The organism is Brevibacillus sp. YAE8, from assembly GCF_057543335.1.
Genome location: NZ_BAAIYG010000005.1, coordinates 1 through 15,172, shown reverse-complemented (window position 1 = coordinate 15,172; position 15,172 = coordinate 1). Strand labels below are relative to the sequence as shown.

The window sequence follows — 15,172 nt, the reverse complement described above, 5'->3', positions numbered from 1 at the left end:
CCGGCAGCCCGATTATTTATCGTACTGAGACAGTCTCTCCTGTGCCAGCTCAACATCCATTTCGATCTGGAAAAGCATGTGCAAATTGCTGGAGGACATGATGGAGCGACGAGCGGAATGATAGAGGATCGGCTTGTCCGTTTTGATGAGCGTCATGATTTCGACCACCGGCGGGATGACCTGCTTGATTCTGAGCAAGCTTTGCAGGTAGCGGAGAAATGTCTGAACGCTGGCGGCATCGTCCTGATTGGGCAAGGTCTTCATCAGGCTGAGCAAGTCACGCACGATGATGCGCTTTGCTTCCAGAGGCTCTACGATATTTGTACGGTTCACGCTGGCTCCACCTCACGGGACTTATAGTAACGTATTCCTTGTTCTTTTCCTCCATTCGTCCCATCGTAAACCTGTAAACAGGAAAAAAGTCTGTGGCTTGTGCCATAGACTTTTTTTATGACGATTCTTCGCCTTCATACACGCCTTTTTCTTCCAGCGGAATGCGCACGCGCAGCAGTAGCCAGGCATTCAGGAGCGTAAAGGCGACAGCGGTATTCACGGCGGAAAACGTCAGCGGGAGAGTGAACAGCTCGATCGCCACGACGACGTAGTTCGGATGGCGAAGCCAGCGGTACGGACCGCGCCGGAGCGGCGCTTCCCCCGGAATGACCAGAATCCGCGTATTCCAACGCCTGCCCAGGCTCTGGATGCACCAGTAGCGGAGCAGTTGGGCCGCCAAAAACAGGCCGAAGCTGTACCCCCACCACGGAGGCAGCGCCGAAGCACTGCCTGTCGCGAGTACTTCTACCATCAAGCTGACAAAAAAGCAAACATGCATCAGCACGATGTATTTGTAATGGCCCGCGCCGATCTCGACGCCTCCCAGGGCGCACACGTAGCGGGCGTTTCGCGCGGCCAGCACCAATTCGCAGAAGCGTTGCAGGCAGACGGCAGCCATGACTGTGACGAAAAAGAGCATCGCGCCTACCTCGCTTCCAAGAGGAGCAGCTCAGAGCTGAACCCCGGCCCAAGCGCCGCAACCAGTCCGCGGTCGCCCGGCTGCCACGCTTGCTCCATGCTTTTTTCCAGCACAAACAGCACCGTCGGCGAAGACATGTTGCCAAAATGGCGCAGCACCTCTTCGGAGTGGCGCGTCGCCTCGGCATCAATGCCGAGCGAAGACTGGTACGCGTTCAAGACTTTTGCGCCGCCCGGATGAAAAATAAAGTGGCGCAGACGGTCCACGGTCGTCTGGTGCGACGTCAAAAAGCTTTCCACGTTTTCGCGCATGTACGTCTGAATCAACGTAGGAATGTCGCGGGAAAAAATCACCTTCAACCCCGGCTCTGTCAGCTCCCAGCCCATCACGTCGAGCGTATCCGGCCACGTCGTGGTGCGGGCATCGCGAAACTGGATCCGGGGCGCGCCTTCCTCTGCCGAGGCTTGGACATGGTCGCCGCTGACCACGACGGCTGCTGCTCCATCCCCGAACAGACAAGTCGCCACGAGATTGCTTTTGGACAAATCCTGGCGAATAAAGGTCAGCCCGCACAGCTCTACGCTGATGAGCAGCACCCTGCGCCCGGGGTAGGCTCCGGCGTACTCGCACGAGCGGGACAAGCCCATCGCTCCCCCGGCACAGCCCAGTCCCCACAGCGGAATCCGCGTAATATCGGAGCGAAGCCCGAGACTGTTGACCAGGCGGGAATCCATGCTCGGCGTGGCAATCCCTGTGCTGGAGACGAATACGAGACAATCGATATCGGTTGGCACAAGCCCGGCTTTTTGCAGGCATTTTCGCGCAGCCGCAAGCGACAACGCTTCTGCGTGCTGAATGTACAGCCTGTTTTTTTCGGCAAACGGCTGGTCGCTGGAAAACCAGTCCAACGGCATGCAAAAGTGCCGTTTTTCGATATGGCTGTGGGCAAAAACGTTCAGGAGCCGATCAATATCGGGAAAAGCATCCTGAAAAAAATGACGGGCGAGCTGCATGGAAGCTTCCGTGGAAACTTCATGCGGCGGTACTGCTGTCGCAACGGATTCGATACGGGGCATACACTTTTTCACTCCCGTTGTTTCATAATGTACAACTATGTTTCCCCTTCCAATTGATTCCAATTCATCGCATCCGCCCATCTGCTGGTGTTTACGTTTGCACTGCCGCAATTTAGCGATACACAGGAGCGGATTGCCGTCGTGCTCGCCTCTGTGGAGGGCGGCTGCGAAATGACGTTTTCCCAGGAGATCGTCGTACCGCATGAAAACGGCTGGACAACAGAAGCCGTTGAAAAGGCCGAGCGGGAGTACTACGAAGGCTTGGAGCATGGCGGGAGCCGCATGCTTGCCGGATTGCAGCAATCGGCGAATATCCTTAGCAGCGTAGCCGTTTATCTCGAAAAAAAGAAAAAGCCTGCATGCGAGTCGTTGGCAACCCCACCGTTTGGCAGACAGGCTGGAATGGACACAGTGCTCTAGCTCGAAAGCGACTGGACACTTTCGGCAGGCTCCGTCTGCGTCGCTTTTTTGACAAAGCGGTATTGGAACAGGCCGCCGACGAGCAGCAGCAGGCTGAGGATGGAGAACCAGAGAGCGCCCCCGATCCCTTTGAACGCGACGGCGCCGACACTCGGGCCGATCGTGCCCGTGATGCCCCAGTTCGCGCCGAAGATCGCAAAATAACGTCCGCGATATTCTTCCGGGGCCATGACGGAGATCGCTTTTTGAATTTGCGGCCCGTAGAGCATCTCGCCGATCGTAAACAGGACTTCGGCGAGCACGAGAATGAGAAAGCCAGGCGCCCAGCCGTAGCCGAAACCGACACAGGCGAGAAACAGGTAGGCGGTGAGAATGACCCAATGAGCAGGAAAGCGCTCGGCGTACTTGGCAATCGCAATCTGGCAACAGACGACCAAGACGCCGTTGATCGTCATCAAAGTAGCGAAGACGCTGAGAAAGTCGGTGTACTGGGTGCGCAAATGCTGCGGCAAAATGATCTCTACTTGCGAGTACAAAAGCGACACAGGCACCGCGGCAAGCGTCATCCAGATCAGCGTAGGATGCTCGGCCAGCTTCAGCCGGGGAGCCTGGTCCGTCTTGGCAGAACGGCTCGCCTGTGCCCGGATGTGGTCGGGCAGCGTCTCCGGGACCTTCCAGAAGAGGAGCAGCGCGTAGACGAACAGCATACAGGAGCAGATGCCAAACGCAATCGCCGGGTTGACTTTATAGATGGCGACACCGATCAGCGGGCCAGCGGCGGCCCCGAGATTCAGCGCGGTGTGCAGAAGCGCGAATACTTCGCTGCGTTTTTCCTCCGGCACGACATCGGTAATTTGGGCGCTTGCGGCTGGCCAGAACAACGAGGCTCCGATCCCGTTCAAGACGGTAAGCGTGGCAAAGGCAAAAATAGATTCCGCCCAAATATAACCGGCCATGGAGATCGCTTCAATGGCCAGTGCGGCGATCATCAGCGGCTTTCGGCCATAGCGGTCGGAGAGGCTCCCGGCAAAATAGCCGGAGATGATGCTCGTCAGCGGTTGCAGGCTGGTGACCATCGCCGCCACGAGCAGATTTCCGTCCATCCTGTCGTACAGATAGAAGGCGAGGAACGGCCGAAGCATGAAGCCTGCAAAAGTTGTAAGGACCGTCCCGATGACGCGAATCCAGATCGTCGTGTCGTAGCGGGCGATCATTTGTTGAAGCCAGACCATTCGGTTAATTCCTCCCTATCGATCAATCATATTTTGAAAGTATAGCTTACCCATTATACGAAAAAAAAGAGGGTTGGGATAAGTGGGAAAATTCGATGAAAGTAGAGAAAGCAAGTTATTCTGTTCGCCCATCAGGGCATTCAACAGAATAGTGCTTGAACCGTGACGGAAAGGAAGGTAAAATATTCCTGCAAGCACGAAGCAAGGCCTAGTTTTAAGGAAAGTGTTTAGGTCTTATGTAACAGAAAAGTACTTATGGTGCTGCTACAATGGATGGGCCGGAGGTGGAGAGTACCTTGGACTCACGCTGGATTGGCATGGGTGTGTCCTGTTTTATTATATGGATTTGGCTTATCGTATGCGGGCTGCCTGATGAGCAGTCGGCGATGCGGTTTGTCGTGCTGGTGGCCATCATCCAGATGGCAGCCGGATACAGCCTGGGGATATACGTGAATCGTCTGCGACAAATGGCCTATCACGACTCATTGACGGGGGTATTGGTCAATCGCCGGTTTCTGGACAGGCTGATTCGCGAGATCAGGCAGGCGAAAAATCAGCACTATCCGATTACGCTTTTATTTATCGACCTGGATAATTTCAAAAAATTCAATGATTGCCATGGACATATGGAAGGGGATCGGCTGCTCTGCCAATTCGCTTCCATTTTGCAAGCCAATGTGCGCAACCAGGATACGGTCGGCCGATGGGGCGGCGAAGAATTTGTCGTACTGCTGAAGCATGCGGATACGAATGAGGCGCTCGCAATCGGGAAGCGGATCCAGGAGCAGGTTCGCGAGACGCTGTCCGGCGTGACGGTCAGCATCGGCGTCGCCTCCTATCCGATGCATGCGGCTACGGCAGAGGAGCTGACGCACAAGGCGGATATGCTCATGTACGAAGCGAAGAAAAAGAAAGATTGCATGGTAGTCGCTACGCAATAAAGAAGAGAATAGATGGCAAGACTAACACCTGTCGCCCGCTCAAGGAGACGGGTGTTTTATTTTTATTTGCGGATTGTAAAGGAGATTTACAAAAACTTAATATTTTTTTAAAGAAAAATCTACACACTTGCCCTTGAATTTAAATTTACGTCAACAATATCTTTCGATATAATCGTCTAGGTGTGATTTATCCAAAGGAGTGAAGAAGGACCGTATGTTGAAATCTAACAAGTATATCTTCTTTGATCTGTTTGAACAGCAGATTGCCACGGTGCACAAAGGGACTCATCTTTTTTATGAAATGATAGGAAACTATCAAGATGTGGAAGCCAAAGTCAAGGCAATCAAGGCTGTTGAAAAAGAAGGGGATGAGATCGTTCGCCGCATTATGAACGAATTGAATTCTACCTTTATCACTCCGCTTGAGCGTGAAGACATTCACCAGCTCGCACATACAATGGACTCGATGATCGATTACATTGACGGTGTTGCGGATCGCATGTATCTCTATCAAGTTCGTCAGCCGGAGCCGCGCGTTTTGGCACAAGCAAACATTTTGGTCAAATGTTCGGCAAAGCTGATTGAGCTGATTCGCACGCTGCGCAAGCTCGATCATCAGGTAGTATCGAAAATCGCGCGGGAAATCAAAGATCTGGAGCATGAATCCGACTCCAATTACCGCAAAATGGTATCCGATCTGCTGAATTCGCCTGATGCGAATCCGATCGAAGCGATCAAACTCAAGGAAATTTACGACAAGCTAGAAGACTGTGCTGACTTTGCCGAGGACGTTTCGAACCTGGTCGAAGGGATCGTGTTAAAGAATGCCTGATTTTTCGCCAGAGGTTGTTATTCTCGTACTTGTCGTCGTCATGGCGCTGAGTTTTGACTTTATCAATGGTTTTCACGACACGGCCAACGCCATTGCGACCTCAGTATCGACCCGGGCCTTGAGTCCGCGGACAGCCATTGTTATCGCCTCGCTCTTCAACCTGATTGGCGCGCTGACGTACACGGGTGTAGCGAAGACGATCGGGGGCAAAATCACGGACCCGTTCAAGCTGGAAAATGGACTGGTTGTCGTCTTGGCAGCTTTGACCGCCGCGATTTTGTGGAACTTGATTACGTGGTGGTTCGGTATCCCGAGCTCTTCCTCGCATGCGATCATCGGAGGCGTTGCAGGTGCCGCTGTAGGAGCTGCCGGCTTCGGTTCGATCAACATGGAAGGCTTCATTGAGATCGTCAAGGCGCTCATCATTTCGCCGATCGTCGCGTTTGTCATCGGTTTTATCGTCATCAAAATCGTTTCCGCGATTGTCGCCAACATGAATTACCATAAAACGAATCGCAACTTCCGCATGCTGCAAGTGTTGTCTGCATCCTGGCAATCCTTCAGCCACGGAGCCAACGACGCCCAGAAAACGATGGGGGTTATCACGCTGGCCTTGCTCTCTGGCGGATTTTTGGTGCAGGAGCCTGGCGAGTTTGCGATCCCGCTGTGGGTCAAGCTGTCCGCCGCGATTGCCATGGCGCTGGGGACTTCCTTCGGCGGCTGGCGCATTATCAAAACCATGGGTGGCAAGATTATGAAAATCAAGCCAATCAGCGGTTTTTCGGCCGACCTGTCATCTGCCTTGATTATCACAATCTTTACTACCTTGAAACTGCCGGTCAGTACGACACATGTCATCACCTCTTCAATTTTGGGTGTAGGCGCGTCGCAAAAGCTGAACGCAGTCAAATGGGGAGTGGCTGGACGCATCGTCGTTACCTGGATCATTACGCTCCCGGTAACGGGTCTGTTGGCCGCAGCCTGTTACGTTGTCTTCGACGTTTTCCTGTAAAATACAAAAGACAAAAGACACCTTCTACGTACCGTTTCGTAGCGAGGTGTCTTTTTGCTTACCCAAAACCCGTCAAACGGTCCCACAAGCTGGCTTTTGGCTTGATTTGCACGAGCCGTACAGCGGAAAAAGGAATGTAGTCGAGCGAGCCGTCCTTTTCCTCGATCAGAATGCCGTTGGGGCTGTAGTCGAACAGCTTGCCTTCCGCGTAGGCGGGCAAGCCTGGCCCGATCATGTCCGGGGCAAAATGTATGCGCACCAGACGGTCCAGATATTCCTCCAAAATGCCGTCATCCATCTGCGATCCCTCCTGTCTTCTAGTTATTTCCCGCATTGCGACAATTCAGACGAGCGAACTGCAAAAAACCACTCTGCCAAAGCGGCGAGAGTGGTTGTACAGGATTGTCCCGATTGCTATTCCATTGAATTGTGGGAATGGCCTGACTGCTTGCTTTTGCGAGCGAAGACCAGCATCAGAATGGCCCCGAGGGCGATCAGGCTCAGGCTGACAAGCTGTGCGACCCGCAGCGTGTCTGCGATCAGCAGGCTGTCTGTACGCATGCCTTCGATGAAAAAGCGGCCGATGGAATAAAGAATCATGTAGCTGAACAAAACTTGCCCATCGAATTTTTTAAACCGATACAGCATGAACAGCAGGATGCCGAAGACGAGCAAGTTCCACAGCGATTCGTACAAAAACGTCGGATGATAATACTGTCCGCCGATAAACATCTGGTCGCGGATGAAAGCGGGAAACTTCGCCATAAATTCCGCAGAGGCTACATCGCCGTGTGCTTCCTGGTTGATGAAATTTCCCCAACGGCCGATGGCTTGACCGAGGATGACACTGGGCATGAACACATCAGCCAGGCGAAGGAAGGGAAGCTTGTGCTTGCGAATGTAGTACGTTCCCGCGAGAACTCCCCCGATCAGCCCGCCGTGGATCGCCAGGCCGCCTTTCCAGACCGCGAAGATGTCCAGTGGATTGTCTTTGTACTGCGCCCATTCGAATGCGACATAATACAAGCGGGCACACACAATCGCTGCCGGGATAATCAACACAACCATGTTCAGGACGTGATCGGGATCAATGCCGGAACGTTTGGAATTGTACCTCGCGAGGTAAGTCCCCAGAAAAAAAGCCAACCCCATGATGATGCCGTACCAGTGAATTTTAAGGGGTCCGAGCGAAATCGCGATCGGATCAATCATGAAAATGCCTCCTTGCCTCAAACGTCTGTGCACAGTATAGCATACCTGGACAGGGGGATTCCAATAGGTCGCCTACTGAAAGCGCAAAAAGTCGAGGATCGGGTCGAGGGAGGCTCTTGTGGTCGGGCGGGAGACGGCGGCGAACAAGTCTCCCTTCTCTTTCAGGCGTGGCGGAACGGTGTGTACGGTGTAGTCGCTGGGATGAGACTTGGGCACTTCCTCCCATAATAACGGGGCGGAGACGGTCGCCCCTTTTTTGGCCCGCGTCGAATAAGGAGCGGGAAGGGTTTTGCCGCGCCAGTGCTGCAAGTAGTCGATGTACAGCTTGTCCCCGCGATTTTTCACCATGCGCTCGATGGTCAAAAAGGAAGGGTGCTTGTTGACCAGATACGAAGCGATAAACTGCCCGACCTGTCTCGTCTGCTCGAACGTATAGCGTAGCTCGATCGGGACGTACACCTGCAGGCCGCTTGCTCCTGAAGTCTTGACAAAGGCGGGCAGCCTCAGCTCGTCCAACAGCTCCTTGACGAGCAGCGCAGCCTCGATCACGACAGCAAAGTCTTCCGTGGACGGATCGAGGTCGAACACCAGCTCGGTCGGCGTCTCGTCGGCCGCGAGATGAAAGGAAACGTGCCATTCCAGCGCCGCCTGATTGGCCATCCACATGAGGGTGGCTTCATCGTTGCACAGCACATAGCGGACGTTTTCCCACGTGTGCGTCTGAATCCAGGACGGGGCGTACTCGGGAATGTTTTTTTGATAAAAATGTTTGTCGTGGATGCCGTGCGGATAGCGGATCACGGTTAACAGCCGGTCTTTGGCATAGCGCAAGAGATGCGGCGCCACCGTCAGGAGGTAACGCAAATAATCTAGCTTGGTCACATTCGCTTCCGGCCAGAGCGGCTTGTACGGGTTCGTAATGCTGATGGCATGACCGCCGATAGTCAGCTCGTATTCTTTGGTTGCATTCGCCACGATGGCACCTTCCTTTGGGCGGTAGATGTGCTCCTACTTTCTCCCGTTCGCGAAACGGATATGCAGCCCACGGGCGGACTGCATATCTTTCCAGTAAATCACCCATAATACCGTTAGCTTTCCAGTGGCTGGTGATGAGATGGAGTTCAGGAAAAAAAGCAGAATCGAAAAATTGCTGGAGACGATTGATACGTGCAGCTTGCTTGAGATGGAAGGCATTGCGCTTTTTCCGGATTTGGATGACAACGTAGAAGTGTTGAAAAAGCTGTTCTCGGATTGCTCGGATTTTGTCATCCGCGAGTTTAGGCTAAAACACAGTGCGCGTGCGGCCGCGATTTTTGTAGACGGCTTGATTGATACCGCCGAAGTGAACCAGGCGCTGAAATCGCTCATGGTGATGGAAAAGGGCGATGACGACATCGAAGTAATCGAAGAAGCGCTGCTGCCCGTCTCGCAAATCGCGCGGGTGAACGATTACAAGCAGCTTTTGCAGGCTGTGCTGTCCGGCGATACCGGCATTATGGTCGACGGAAATGTCGAGGCACTCACGCTGGGCATCCGCGGTGCGGAAAAGCGCTCGGTCAACGAGCCGGAGGGAGAAGCCGTCGTGCGCGGGCCGCGGGAAGGCTTCATTGAAAACATCCGCACGAACACGTCGATGCTGCGGCGCAAATTGCGCACGCCCCGGTTGAAAATGAAGTCGCTGGTCGTGGGGAGAGAGACGAATACAAACATCGTGGTCGCGTTTTTGGAAGGCATCGCGGACCCGCAAGTCGTGGAAGAGGTTTCCCAACGCATCAGCAACATCGACATCGACGCCATTTTGGAGAGCGGCTACATCGAAGAGCTGATTCAGGACAACGTCTATTCGCCCTTTCCCCAGCTCATGTATTCCGAGCGGCCGGACACGGTGGCGGCTTCGATCTTGGAAGGGCGCGTCGCTATTTTTGTCGATGGCACGCCGATGGTGCTGATCGCTCCCGCCACGTTTTGGATGATGATGCAGGCGAGCGAGGACTACTTCGAGCGCTTCCAGATGACGACGCTGCTCCGCTGGCTGCGCTATTTGTTTCTGATTATTGCGCTGGTTACGCCTGCGCTGTACGTGGCGATTACGACGTACCACCAGCAAATGCTGCCGACGACCTTGCTCTTGAGCGTCGCCGCAGCTCGCGAGTCGATTCCTTTTCCCGCGATCGTGGAGGCGCTCATTATGGAAATTGCCTTTGAAGCGCTGCGTGAAGCGGGGATTCGCCTCCCGAAAACGGTCGGGCAGGCCGTCAGTATTTTGGGGGCGCTCGTCGTCGGACAGGCGGCCGTGCAAGCCGGGATTGTTTCCGCGCCGATGGTCATTGTCGTGTCGCTCACCGGGATCGCCTCTTTTACGATTCCGCACTTCAATGCGGCCATTTCGCTGCGAATGCTGCGCTTCCCGCTGATGATTGCGGCCTCTATTCTCGGCATTTACGGCATTTTGGTAGGCGTGCTGCTCATTTTGGGGCATATGGCTAACTTGCGCTCCTTTGGCGTCCCGTACCTGTCTCCGCTTGCCCCGATGTCCGTTGGAGACTTGAAGGATGTTCTGGTGCGGGTGCCGTGGTCGTTTATGGAAAAGCGGCCCAGCTTTCTCGGGATTCGAGATGCGAGGCGGATGAACGCAAACTTTGCCAACCAGGTGCAGCAAAGAGGAGGGCACGCAGGAACGACGAGCCGCGGGAATTCAGACGAGGAGGGCAAAGCGTGAAACGTCTCACTCCGATTGTCGTGTTGCTGATGGGAATGCTGGTGGTGTCAGGCTGCTGGGATCGGCGGGAAGTAAACGATATGGCGATCGTGATTGCAATGGCGATGGACAAGGAGCCAAACGGCCATTATCGCTTGTCCGTGCAGGTTCCGCTGGTCAGCAGTCTCGGCTCCACGTCTGGCGGGGGAGGCGGGACGAGCGGAGACAAGACGTACTATGTGGACTCAGCCGTCGGCAAGACGATCAGGGAAGCGAACAGCATGATCCAGTCGCGCATGTCTCGCGAGCTGTACTATTCCCACCACCGGATGATTGTCATCGGCGAGCAACTGGCCAAGGAGGGGATGAGCGACGTATTGGACATCGTGGCCCGTTTTCCCGAAAATCGGCTGACCGCTTATCTCGTCATGACCAAAGGCAAAGGGATCGAGCTGTTGAATGCCCAGCCGCAGTTCGAACGCTTTTCCGGGGAGGCGATGCGCGAGTTGGTGAAAATGGAGGCGATTTCCGTATCGCTCAAAGACGTTGCACAGATGCTCACTACACCCGGGATTGATGCGTTTCTCCCGGTGCTGGCTCCCGTTGACTCGCATCCCAAAGGCAAGTCGAAGGAAGTCGAGTTTACGGGGATCGGCCTGTTTCGCGGTGACAAGCTCGTGTATGTGTCCAAGGCCGAATCGATCAAAGGTCTTCGCTGGTTTCAGCGCAACTTCATGCCGTTCTCTGTCGTGCTCTCGCTTGGCGACAAAGGCCGGCTGACCTTCTACTTTTCAAAAGGAAAGGCCGATCTCAAGCCTGTTTTGAAAAAAGGGCGGGTCCATTACGACATCATGGTGCACGCGACAAGTGTGATAGTGGAGAACATGACGAATCTGGATCTGGAGCATAAAAAGAACATTGCGATGATCGAGGACATGCTCAAAAAAGAGGTCGAGGTCAGCGTGAAGAACACGTTGCAGTTAATGCAAAAGTATCGGACGGACACAATTGGAATGGGCCTTATTATGGCCAGACAATTCCCCCGGGAGTGGCGGGAAACGTACCGGGACCGTTGGAGTGAAGAACTGCCGGAAATTACGTTCACGATCCGTTCCAAGGTGGCCGTCGAAGATATCGGGCAAACGACGAAAAACATCACAAAGGAAGACCGCGAGAATGAATAGATTGTTTTTATGTTTGTTAATCCTGATGCTGGTGTTTTCCTTTTTCGATTTTTTCTTCAAGCGCAAGCAGATGCAGCGAAGGCAGCAAATCGTCATTTATACGATTTACGCCCTTTCCGTGCTCGGATTGTACGCGATCCAATTTCAGCATACCAGGATGATACCAACCGACTTTTTTTTGAACATCCTCACGCCACGGGTGAAAATGTGGATCGACCAGATCCTGTAGAGGAGGGAGCGCATGATACACAAGCAAGTCGTCAATCATCGGCAAATCGCCTGGCTGGTCGGAAGTCTGCTGATGACAGGGATGATGATAAGCTTTTTGCGGTCGGTTGTGCAGGTCGCCAAGATGGATTCGTGGTTCTCGCAAATTCTTCCGGCTTGCTATGCCTTGCTCGTCGCCTATGTATTGTCGGAGCTTGTGCGCGCCTACCCGGGGAAAAACTTGTTCGAGATCATGTTCATCATCTGCGGCAAATGGTTCGGCGGCTTTATCAACTGCTTGATCCTGTTTTATATTTGGGTGATCCTCGCCCTCGATATAAAAGGGGCTGCCGACTTTTTGCATATCTCCCTCTTGCCGGAGACGCCCTTGGAAATCATCCTGCTTGTGTTCGTTCTTCTGTTGATGTACTACGGCAAAACGAGCCTGGAGGTGGCGGCGAGGGTCAACGAAATTTTTTTTCCCGCCTACTTCATCATGTGCCTGCTGCTCTACTTTCTTTTGATGAACGAGTACAGCATCGAGCGGCTGGAGCCGATTTTGAGCACGAGCCTGGATCGGATTACGATAAGCAACCTGCTGCCGATCGGCGTTTACGGAGACATTTTGCTGTTTGGCGCTTTTTTGCACGCCAGCAGCGAGCCGCGTCTCCTGTTTACCGCCATGAAGCACGGAATCATGATCGCCTGCTTCACGACCACGCTTACGGTGCTGATTCTCCTTGGGGTGATGGGCTACGTCATTGCGGGCCGACTCAATTTTCCGATCTACATTCTCGTGCAGCAAATTCACCTGACGGACTTTCTCGACCGGGTGGAAATGATTTTGTTCAGCTTGTGGTTTCCTGCGTTCAGCATTAAAGTCATCGTCGCCTATCTGGCCTTCCTCGTGGGCGTAGGATCGTTTGGCGGACAGTTGCACTACAACACGTACAACGCGCCCACCGGCTGCTTCATGGTGGTGACCTCGCTGCTCGCCTTTCCCAAGGTGTCGGATATCAACCAGTTCATCAGCTACAGCTTTCCGCTGCTTGTCGTGCTTTTTCAGGTGCCGCTGCTCCTGTTTCTGTTTATCGTCGCCCGCCGGAAAAAACGGGAAGAAGGCCAGGCTCTGATTCCGCGAGGCACGAAGCTGCACCGCTTTTACCGGATGATGGTGTGGGGGGGAGTATTCAGCATTGCAGGCTGTTTCCTGACGATCTTGGTCGGGGATCTGCTGCGGGACAAATCTCCGGCGGCAGGGATCGCGACGGCCATCGCCTACATCGTGTTCCTGGTGATCGGGGTGTTGACCAGCTACGGAGAAATGCAGGCCCTCAACCACGGCAAGCAAAGGCTGGGGCGGCCCAAGCAGCAAGGCAGTTTTCGGCAGTAAGGCCCGTCGTTTTGCCCGCCTGTATGCTGGTGCTGCGGTTTACGCTTCGAATGTGCACTGGCGGGCAGGGGAGTCGACGAAGCCCTGGATGCTCGGCTGGCGCAAGGAGTGCCCGTCTGCCCACTCTGCGTACTGAATTTTGGCTGTGAGCTGCGGCTTTAGCCAGATGGTGCCGTTGATGCGCTCCGGCTTGTTATGAAAAGGCATGTCAGCCTGGATCAACGGCTGAATCGTTTCGGTCAAGCTGCGCCAATCGCTGTGGGTCAGCTTTCCGGTTCCGGCATGGCCGATATACCAGAGAGCGCCCTTGGCGTCGTAAAGCCCGAGCAGCAAGGAATTGACCGTCTGATCCCGCATCGTCACTCCGCCTACCACCGCGATCAAATCCCGGTAGTTTTTTTTCTTTTGCCAGCGCGCATCTTTTCCGGCGATGGCATACGTGCTGGTCAAATCTTTGATGATGACGCCTTCCATCCCTTGCTGCTCGATCGTCTGAAACAACTCCCGGCCACTCGTAAAATTGTCGACGAGCTGCACCGTGGGCGTCGGGGAGATGAGCTTTTGCAACAGGCGCTGGCGCTCTGCCAGCGGACAGGCCGTGACCCATTCGCCGTCTGCGTACAGGACGTCAAAAATCATGTAGAAGATGGGGACCTGACGCTTTACGGCTGCGATTTTTTCCATCCGTCGCAGACCGTCCCTGCGCATGACCTCGTAAAAAGAAGGCTTGCCATCTGCACCAAGCGCAACGACCTCGCCGTCGAGAATGACGGACTGCGCCCGGCAGTATTCGGAGATTGCGGCGATTTCCGGGTAGTGCAAAGTCCGCTCGTTAGCCTTGCGATTGTACAGCTTGACCGAGTTGCCGTCGTAGTACGTCAACAGCCTGATCCCATCCCATTTGACTTGCGCAATCCAGTCGGGGCCATCCGCGATGTCATCCGTCGTCGTCGGCTCGAAAGGAATAATCGGCGTTAGCTTCATGGTAGCCTCCCGTATGTGCTTGGTGTCTGCCATTTGTACGGTGTCACCATTCGCGATCGTCTATGCACGGGTCAGGACAGAGAGTTTTGATTGAATTTTAAGAAACTTATTTATTGATTAAGTATTGTATTTGCGTTATACTAGGAAGCAGTTCACGAAACATCATGCATGATTTGAAACGCGTTGGAAACAGTATGGATGGGCTATATCTGACAGACTTTTGACCTCCTATCGTGGTACGTCCACCACAAGTGCGCAAGGAGAAAGTCATTTCTGGATATAGTCCTTTTTTTGTACAGAGAAGAATGGATAAGATTCTTAGTAAGTATAGGGGCAACCAAGTTGCTCGCCTTCACTTTTCTTCATTCTTTTTTCGTTGATCCAGAAATAGACTGTAGTTTATAATTACTGAGGTAATGATTTTGGGAACAGCTTCGGCGTGCGTTGCTGTTGCTGGCCGCCTGTTCCGGAAAGAAGGAATTGACTTGCCGTTTCTTCGCTTTAAAGGCTTTGAAAAAGAAAAGCTGCAATCGGTATCGCCCCTTATTATAGAAGAGTTTGCCCGCATCGCGGAAGTGAGCCAGGAAAAAGTCAAGCTGGAGCTGCTTCTGGTCGAGCAGTTGACGAACAGTCCGTTGTCGCTTGAAATCATGATGTTTCCCCGGGAGCAAAAGCAGCACGACCAGATCGCCAGCACGATGAACCGGATTTTGCAAAAGCAAGGTTTCCAGAACGTCCATATTTTCTTTATCCTGCTGTCGCCCGAGCTGTATTATAAGGAAGGGCTTCCTTTGCAAGTCAAAGTCTCAGGCTGAAGCGAGCAGGTGAAAAGACCGCCATCCCACTGTCGAGGTGGTATTATCCCCTCATGGTAGACAGTGAAAAAAGACCTCATGGTATGATGAGATCAACACTGTTGACCGGAGGGGATTTTCTTATGCCGCCACGTAAAGGGCAAAAACAGCAGCAATATGACGAAGCAACGAAGAGCGAAGCAGTACGTTTGCG

Annotated in this window: 17 protein-coding genes; 9 read left to right on the top strand and 8 right to left on the bottom strand. The window is 53.6% G+C overall.

What is annotated here, in order from left to right:
- Positions 1-12: 12 nt before the first annotated feature.
- The 3 genes from AC27IT_RS09620 to AC27IT_RS09610 form a co-directional block, all read right to left on the bottom strand.
- A complete protein-coding gene (locus AC27IT_RS09620; RefSeq protein WP_025846204.1) occupies positions 13-333 on the bottom strand; it encodes a hypothetical protein in 321 nt (106 codons plus the stop codon).
- A gap of 115 nt (positions 334-448) precedes the next feature.
- Positions 449-973: an isoprenylcysteine carboxyl methyltransferase family protein gene (locus tag AC27IT_RS09615; RefSeq protein ID WP_005831849.1), complete on the bottom strand. Its 525-nt coding sequence runs from the start codon at positions 971-973 to the stop codon at positions 449-451.
- 5 nt (positions 974-978) lie between these two features.
- Positions 979-2,049, bottom strand: a complete 1,071-nt coding sequence (locus AC27IT_RS09610) for a type III polyketide synthase (protein WP_026557340.1) — start codon at positions 2,047-2,049, stop codon at positions 979-981.
- A gap of 87 nt (positions 2,050-2,136) precedes the next feature.
- Between AC27IT_RS09610 and AC27IT_RS09605 the strand changes: the two genes are divergently transcribed.
- Positions 2,137-2,469 carry an activator of HSP90 ATPase gene (locus AC27IT_RS09605; RefSeq protein ID WP_237716578.1) on the top strand — a complete coding sequence of 111 codons (333 nt, stop codon included), beginning with the start codon at positions 2,137-2,139 and terminating at the stop codon, positions 2,467-2,469.
- On the opposite strand, the gene AC27IT_RS09600 is transcribed toward AC27IT_RS09605, so the two are convergent.
- Positions 2,466-3,701: an MDR family MFS transporter gene (locus tag AC27IT_RS09600; RefSeq protein ID WP_005831844.1), complete on the bottom strand. Its 1,236-nt coding sequence runs from the start codon at positions 3,699-3,701 to the stop codon at positions 2,466-2,468. The genes AC27IT_RS09605 and AC27IT_RS09600 overlap by 4 nt on opposite strands.
- A gap of 296 nt (positions 3,702-3,997) precedes the next feature.
- Here AC27IT_RS09600 and AC27IT_RS09595 point away from each other — a divergent pair, with 296 nt between their 5' ends.
- The 3 genes from AC27IT_RS09595 to AC27IT_RS09585 all read left to right on the top strand — a co-directional run bounded on the left by AC27IT_RS09595 (position 3,998) and on the right by AC27IT_RS09585 (position 6,486).
- Positions 3,998-4,642, top strand: a complete 645-nt coding sequence (locus AC27IT_RS09595; RefSeq protein WP_005836351.1) for a GGDEF domain-containing protein — start codon at positions 3,998-4,000, stop codon at positions 4,640-4,642.
- 214 nt (positions 4,643-4,856) lie between these two features.
- The gene (locus tag AC27IT_RS09590; protein ID WP_005836349.1) at positions 4,857-5,474 is read left to right on the top strand and encodes a DUF47 domain-containing protein; all 618 of its coding nucleotides are present in this window, start codon (positions 4,857-4,859) and stop codon (positions 5,472-5,474) included.
- Entirely contained in the window at positions 5,467-6,486 is a 1,020-nt protein-coding gene (locus tag AC27IT_RS09585) for an inorganic phosphate transporter (protein WP_005836347.1), read from the top strand. Before AC27IT_RS09590 ends, AC27IT_RS09585 begins: the two co-directional genes overlap by 8 nt.
- A gap of 58 nt (positions 6,487-6,544) precedes the next feature.
- Here AC27IT_RS09585 and AC27IT_RS09580 read toward each other — a convergent pair whose 3' ends face one another.
- From AC27IT_RS09580 to ligD, 3 genes are all read right to left on the bottom strand, one after another.
- A complete protein-coding gene (locus AC27IT_RS09580) occupies positions 6,545-6,784 on the bottom strand; it encodes a hypothetical protein (protein WP_005836345.1) in 240 nt (79 codons plus the stop codon).
- Positions 6,785-6,900: 116 nt separating this feature from the next.
- Positions 6,901-7,698, bottom strand: coding sequence for a prolipoprotein diacylglyceryl transferase (lgt, locus tag AC27IT_RS09575; RefSeq protein ID WP_005836343.1), 798 nt, complete (start codon positions 7,696-7,698; stop codon positions 6,901-6,903).
- Between the two features lie 72 nt (positions 7,699-7,770).
- Positions 7,771-8,673, bottom strand: a complete 903-nt coding sequence (gene ligD / locus AC27IT_RS09570; protein WP_005836341.1) for a non-homologous end-joining DNA ligase — start codon at positions 8,671-8,673, stop codon at positions 7,771-7,773.
- A gap of 139 nt (positions 8,674-8,812) precedes the next feature.
- Here ligD and AC27IT_RS09565 point away from each other — a divergent pair, with 139 nt between their 5' ends.
- From AC27IT_RS09565 to AC27IT_RS09550, 4 genes are read left to right on the top strand one after another with little or no spacing between them, the layout of a single operon-like run.
- A complete protein-coding gene (locus AC27IT_RS09565; RefSeq protein ID WP_025846195.1) occupies positions 8,813-10,417 on the top strand; it encodes a spore germination protein in 1,605 nt (534 codons plus the stop codon).
- Positions 10,414-11,580: a Ger(x)C family spore germination protein gene (locus AC27IT_RS09560; RefSeq protein WP_025846193.1), complete on the top strand. Its 1,167-nt coding sequence runs from the start codon at positions 10,414-10,416 to the stop codon at positions 11,578-11,580. The genes AC27IT_RS09565 and AC27IT_RS09560 overlap by 4 nt, the downstream gene beginning before the upstream one ends.
- Positions 11,573-11,809 carry a hypothetical protein gene (locus tag AC27IT_RS09555; protein ID WP_007777696.1) on the top strand — a complete coding sequence of 79 codons (237 nt, stop codon included), beginning with the start codon at positions 11,573-11,575 and terminating at the stop codon, positions 11,807-11,809. Before AC27IT_RS09560 ends, AC27IT_RS09555 begins: the two co-directional genes overlap by 8 nt.
- 12 nt (positions 11,810-11,821) lie before the next feature.
- Positions 11,822-13,180 carry a GerAB/ArcD/ProY family transporter gene (locus tag AC27IT_RS09550; protein ID WP_007777698.1) on the top strand — a complete coding sequence of 453 codons (1,359 nt, stop codon included), beginning with the start codon at positions 11,822-11,824 and terminating at the stop codon, positions 13,178-13,180.
- A 39-nt stretch (positions 13,181-13,219) separates the two neighbouring features.
- Here AC27IT_RS09550 and AC27IT_RS09545 read toward each other — a convergent pair whose 3' ends face one another.
- On the bottom strand, positions 13,220-14,164 hold the full coding sequence (locus AC27IT_RS09545; RefSeq protein ID WP_327919955.1) for an ATP-dependent DNA ligase: 945 nt from the start codon (positions 14,162-14,164) through the stop codon (positions 13,220-13,222).
- 485 nt (positions 14,165-14,649) lie between these two features.
- Here AC27IT_RS09545 and AC27IT_RS09540 point away from each other — a divergent pair, with 485 nt between their 5' ends.
- Positions 14,650-14,979: a DUF1904 family protein gene (locus tag AC27IT_RS09540; RefSeq protein WP_025846190.1), complete on the top strand. Its 330-nt coding sequence runs from the start codon at positions 14,650-14,652 to the stop codon at positions 14,977-14,979.
- The last annotated feature ends 193 nt before the right edge of the window (positions 14,980-15,172 follow it).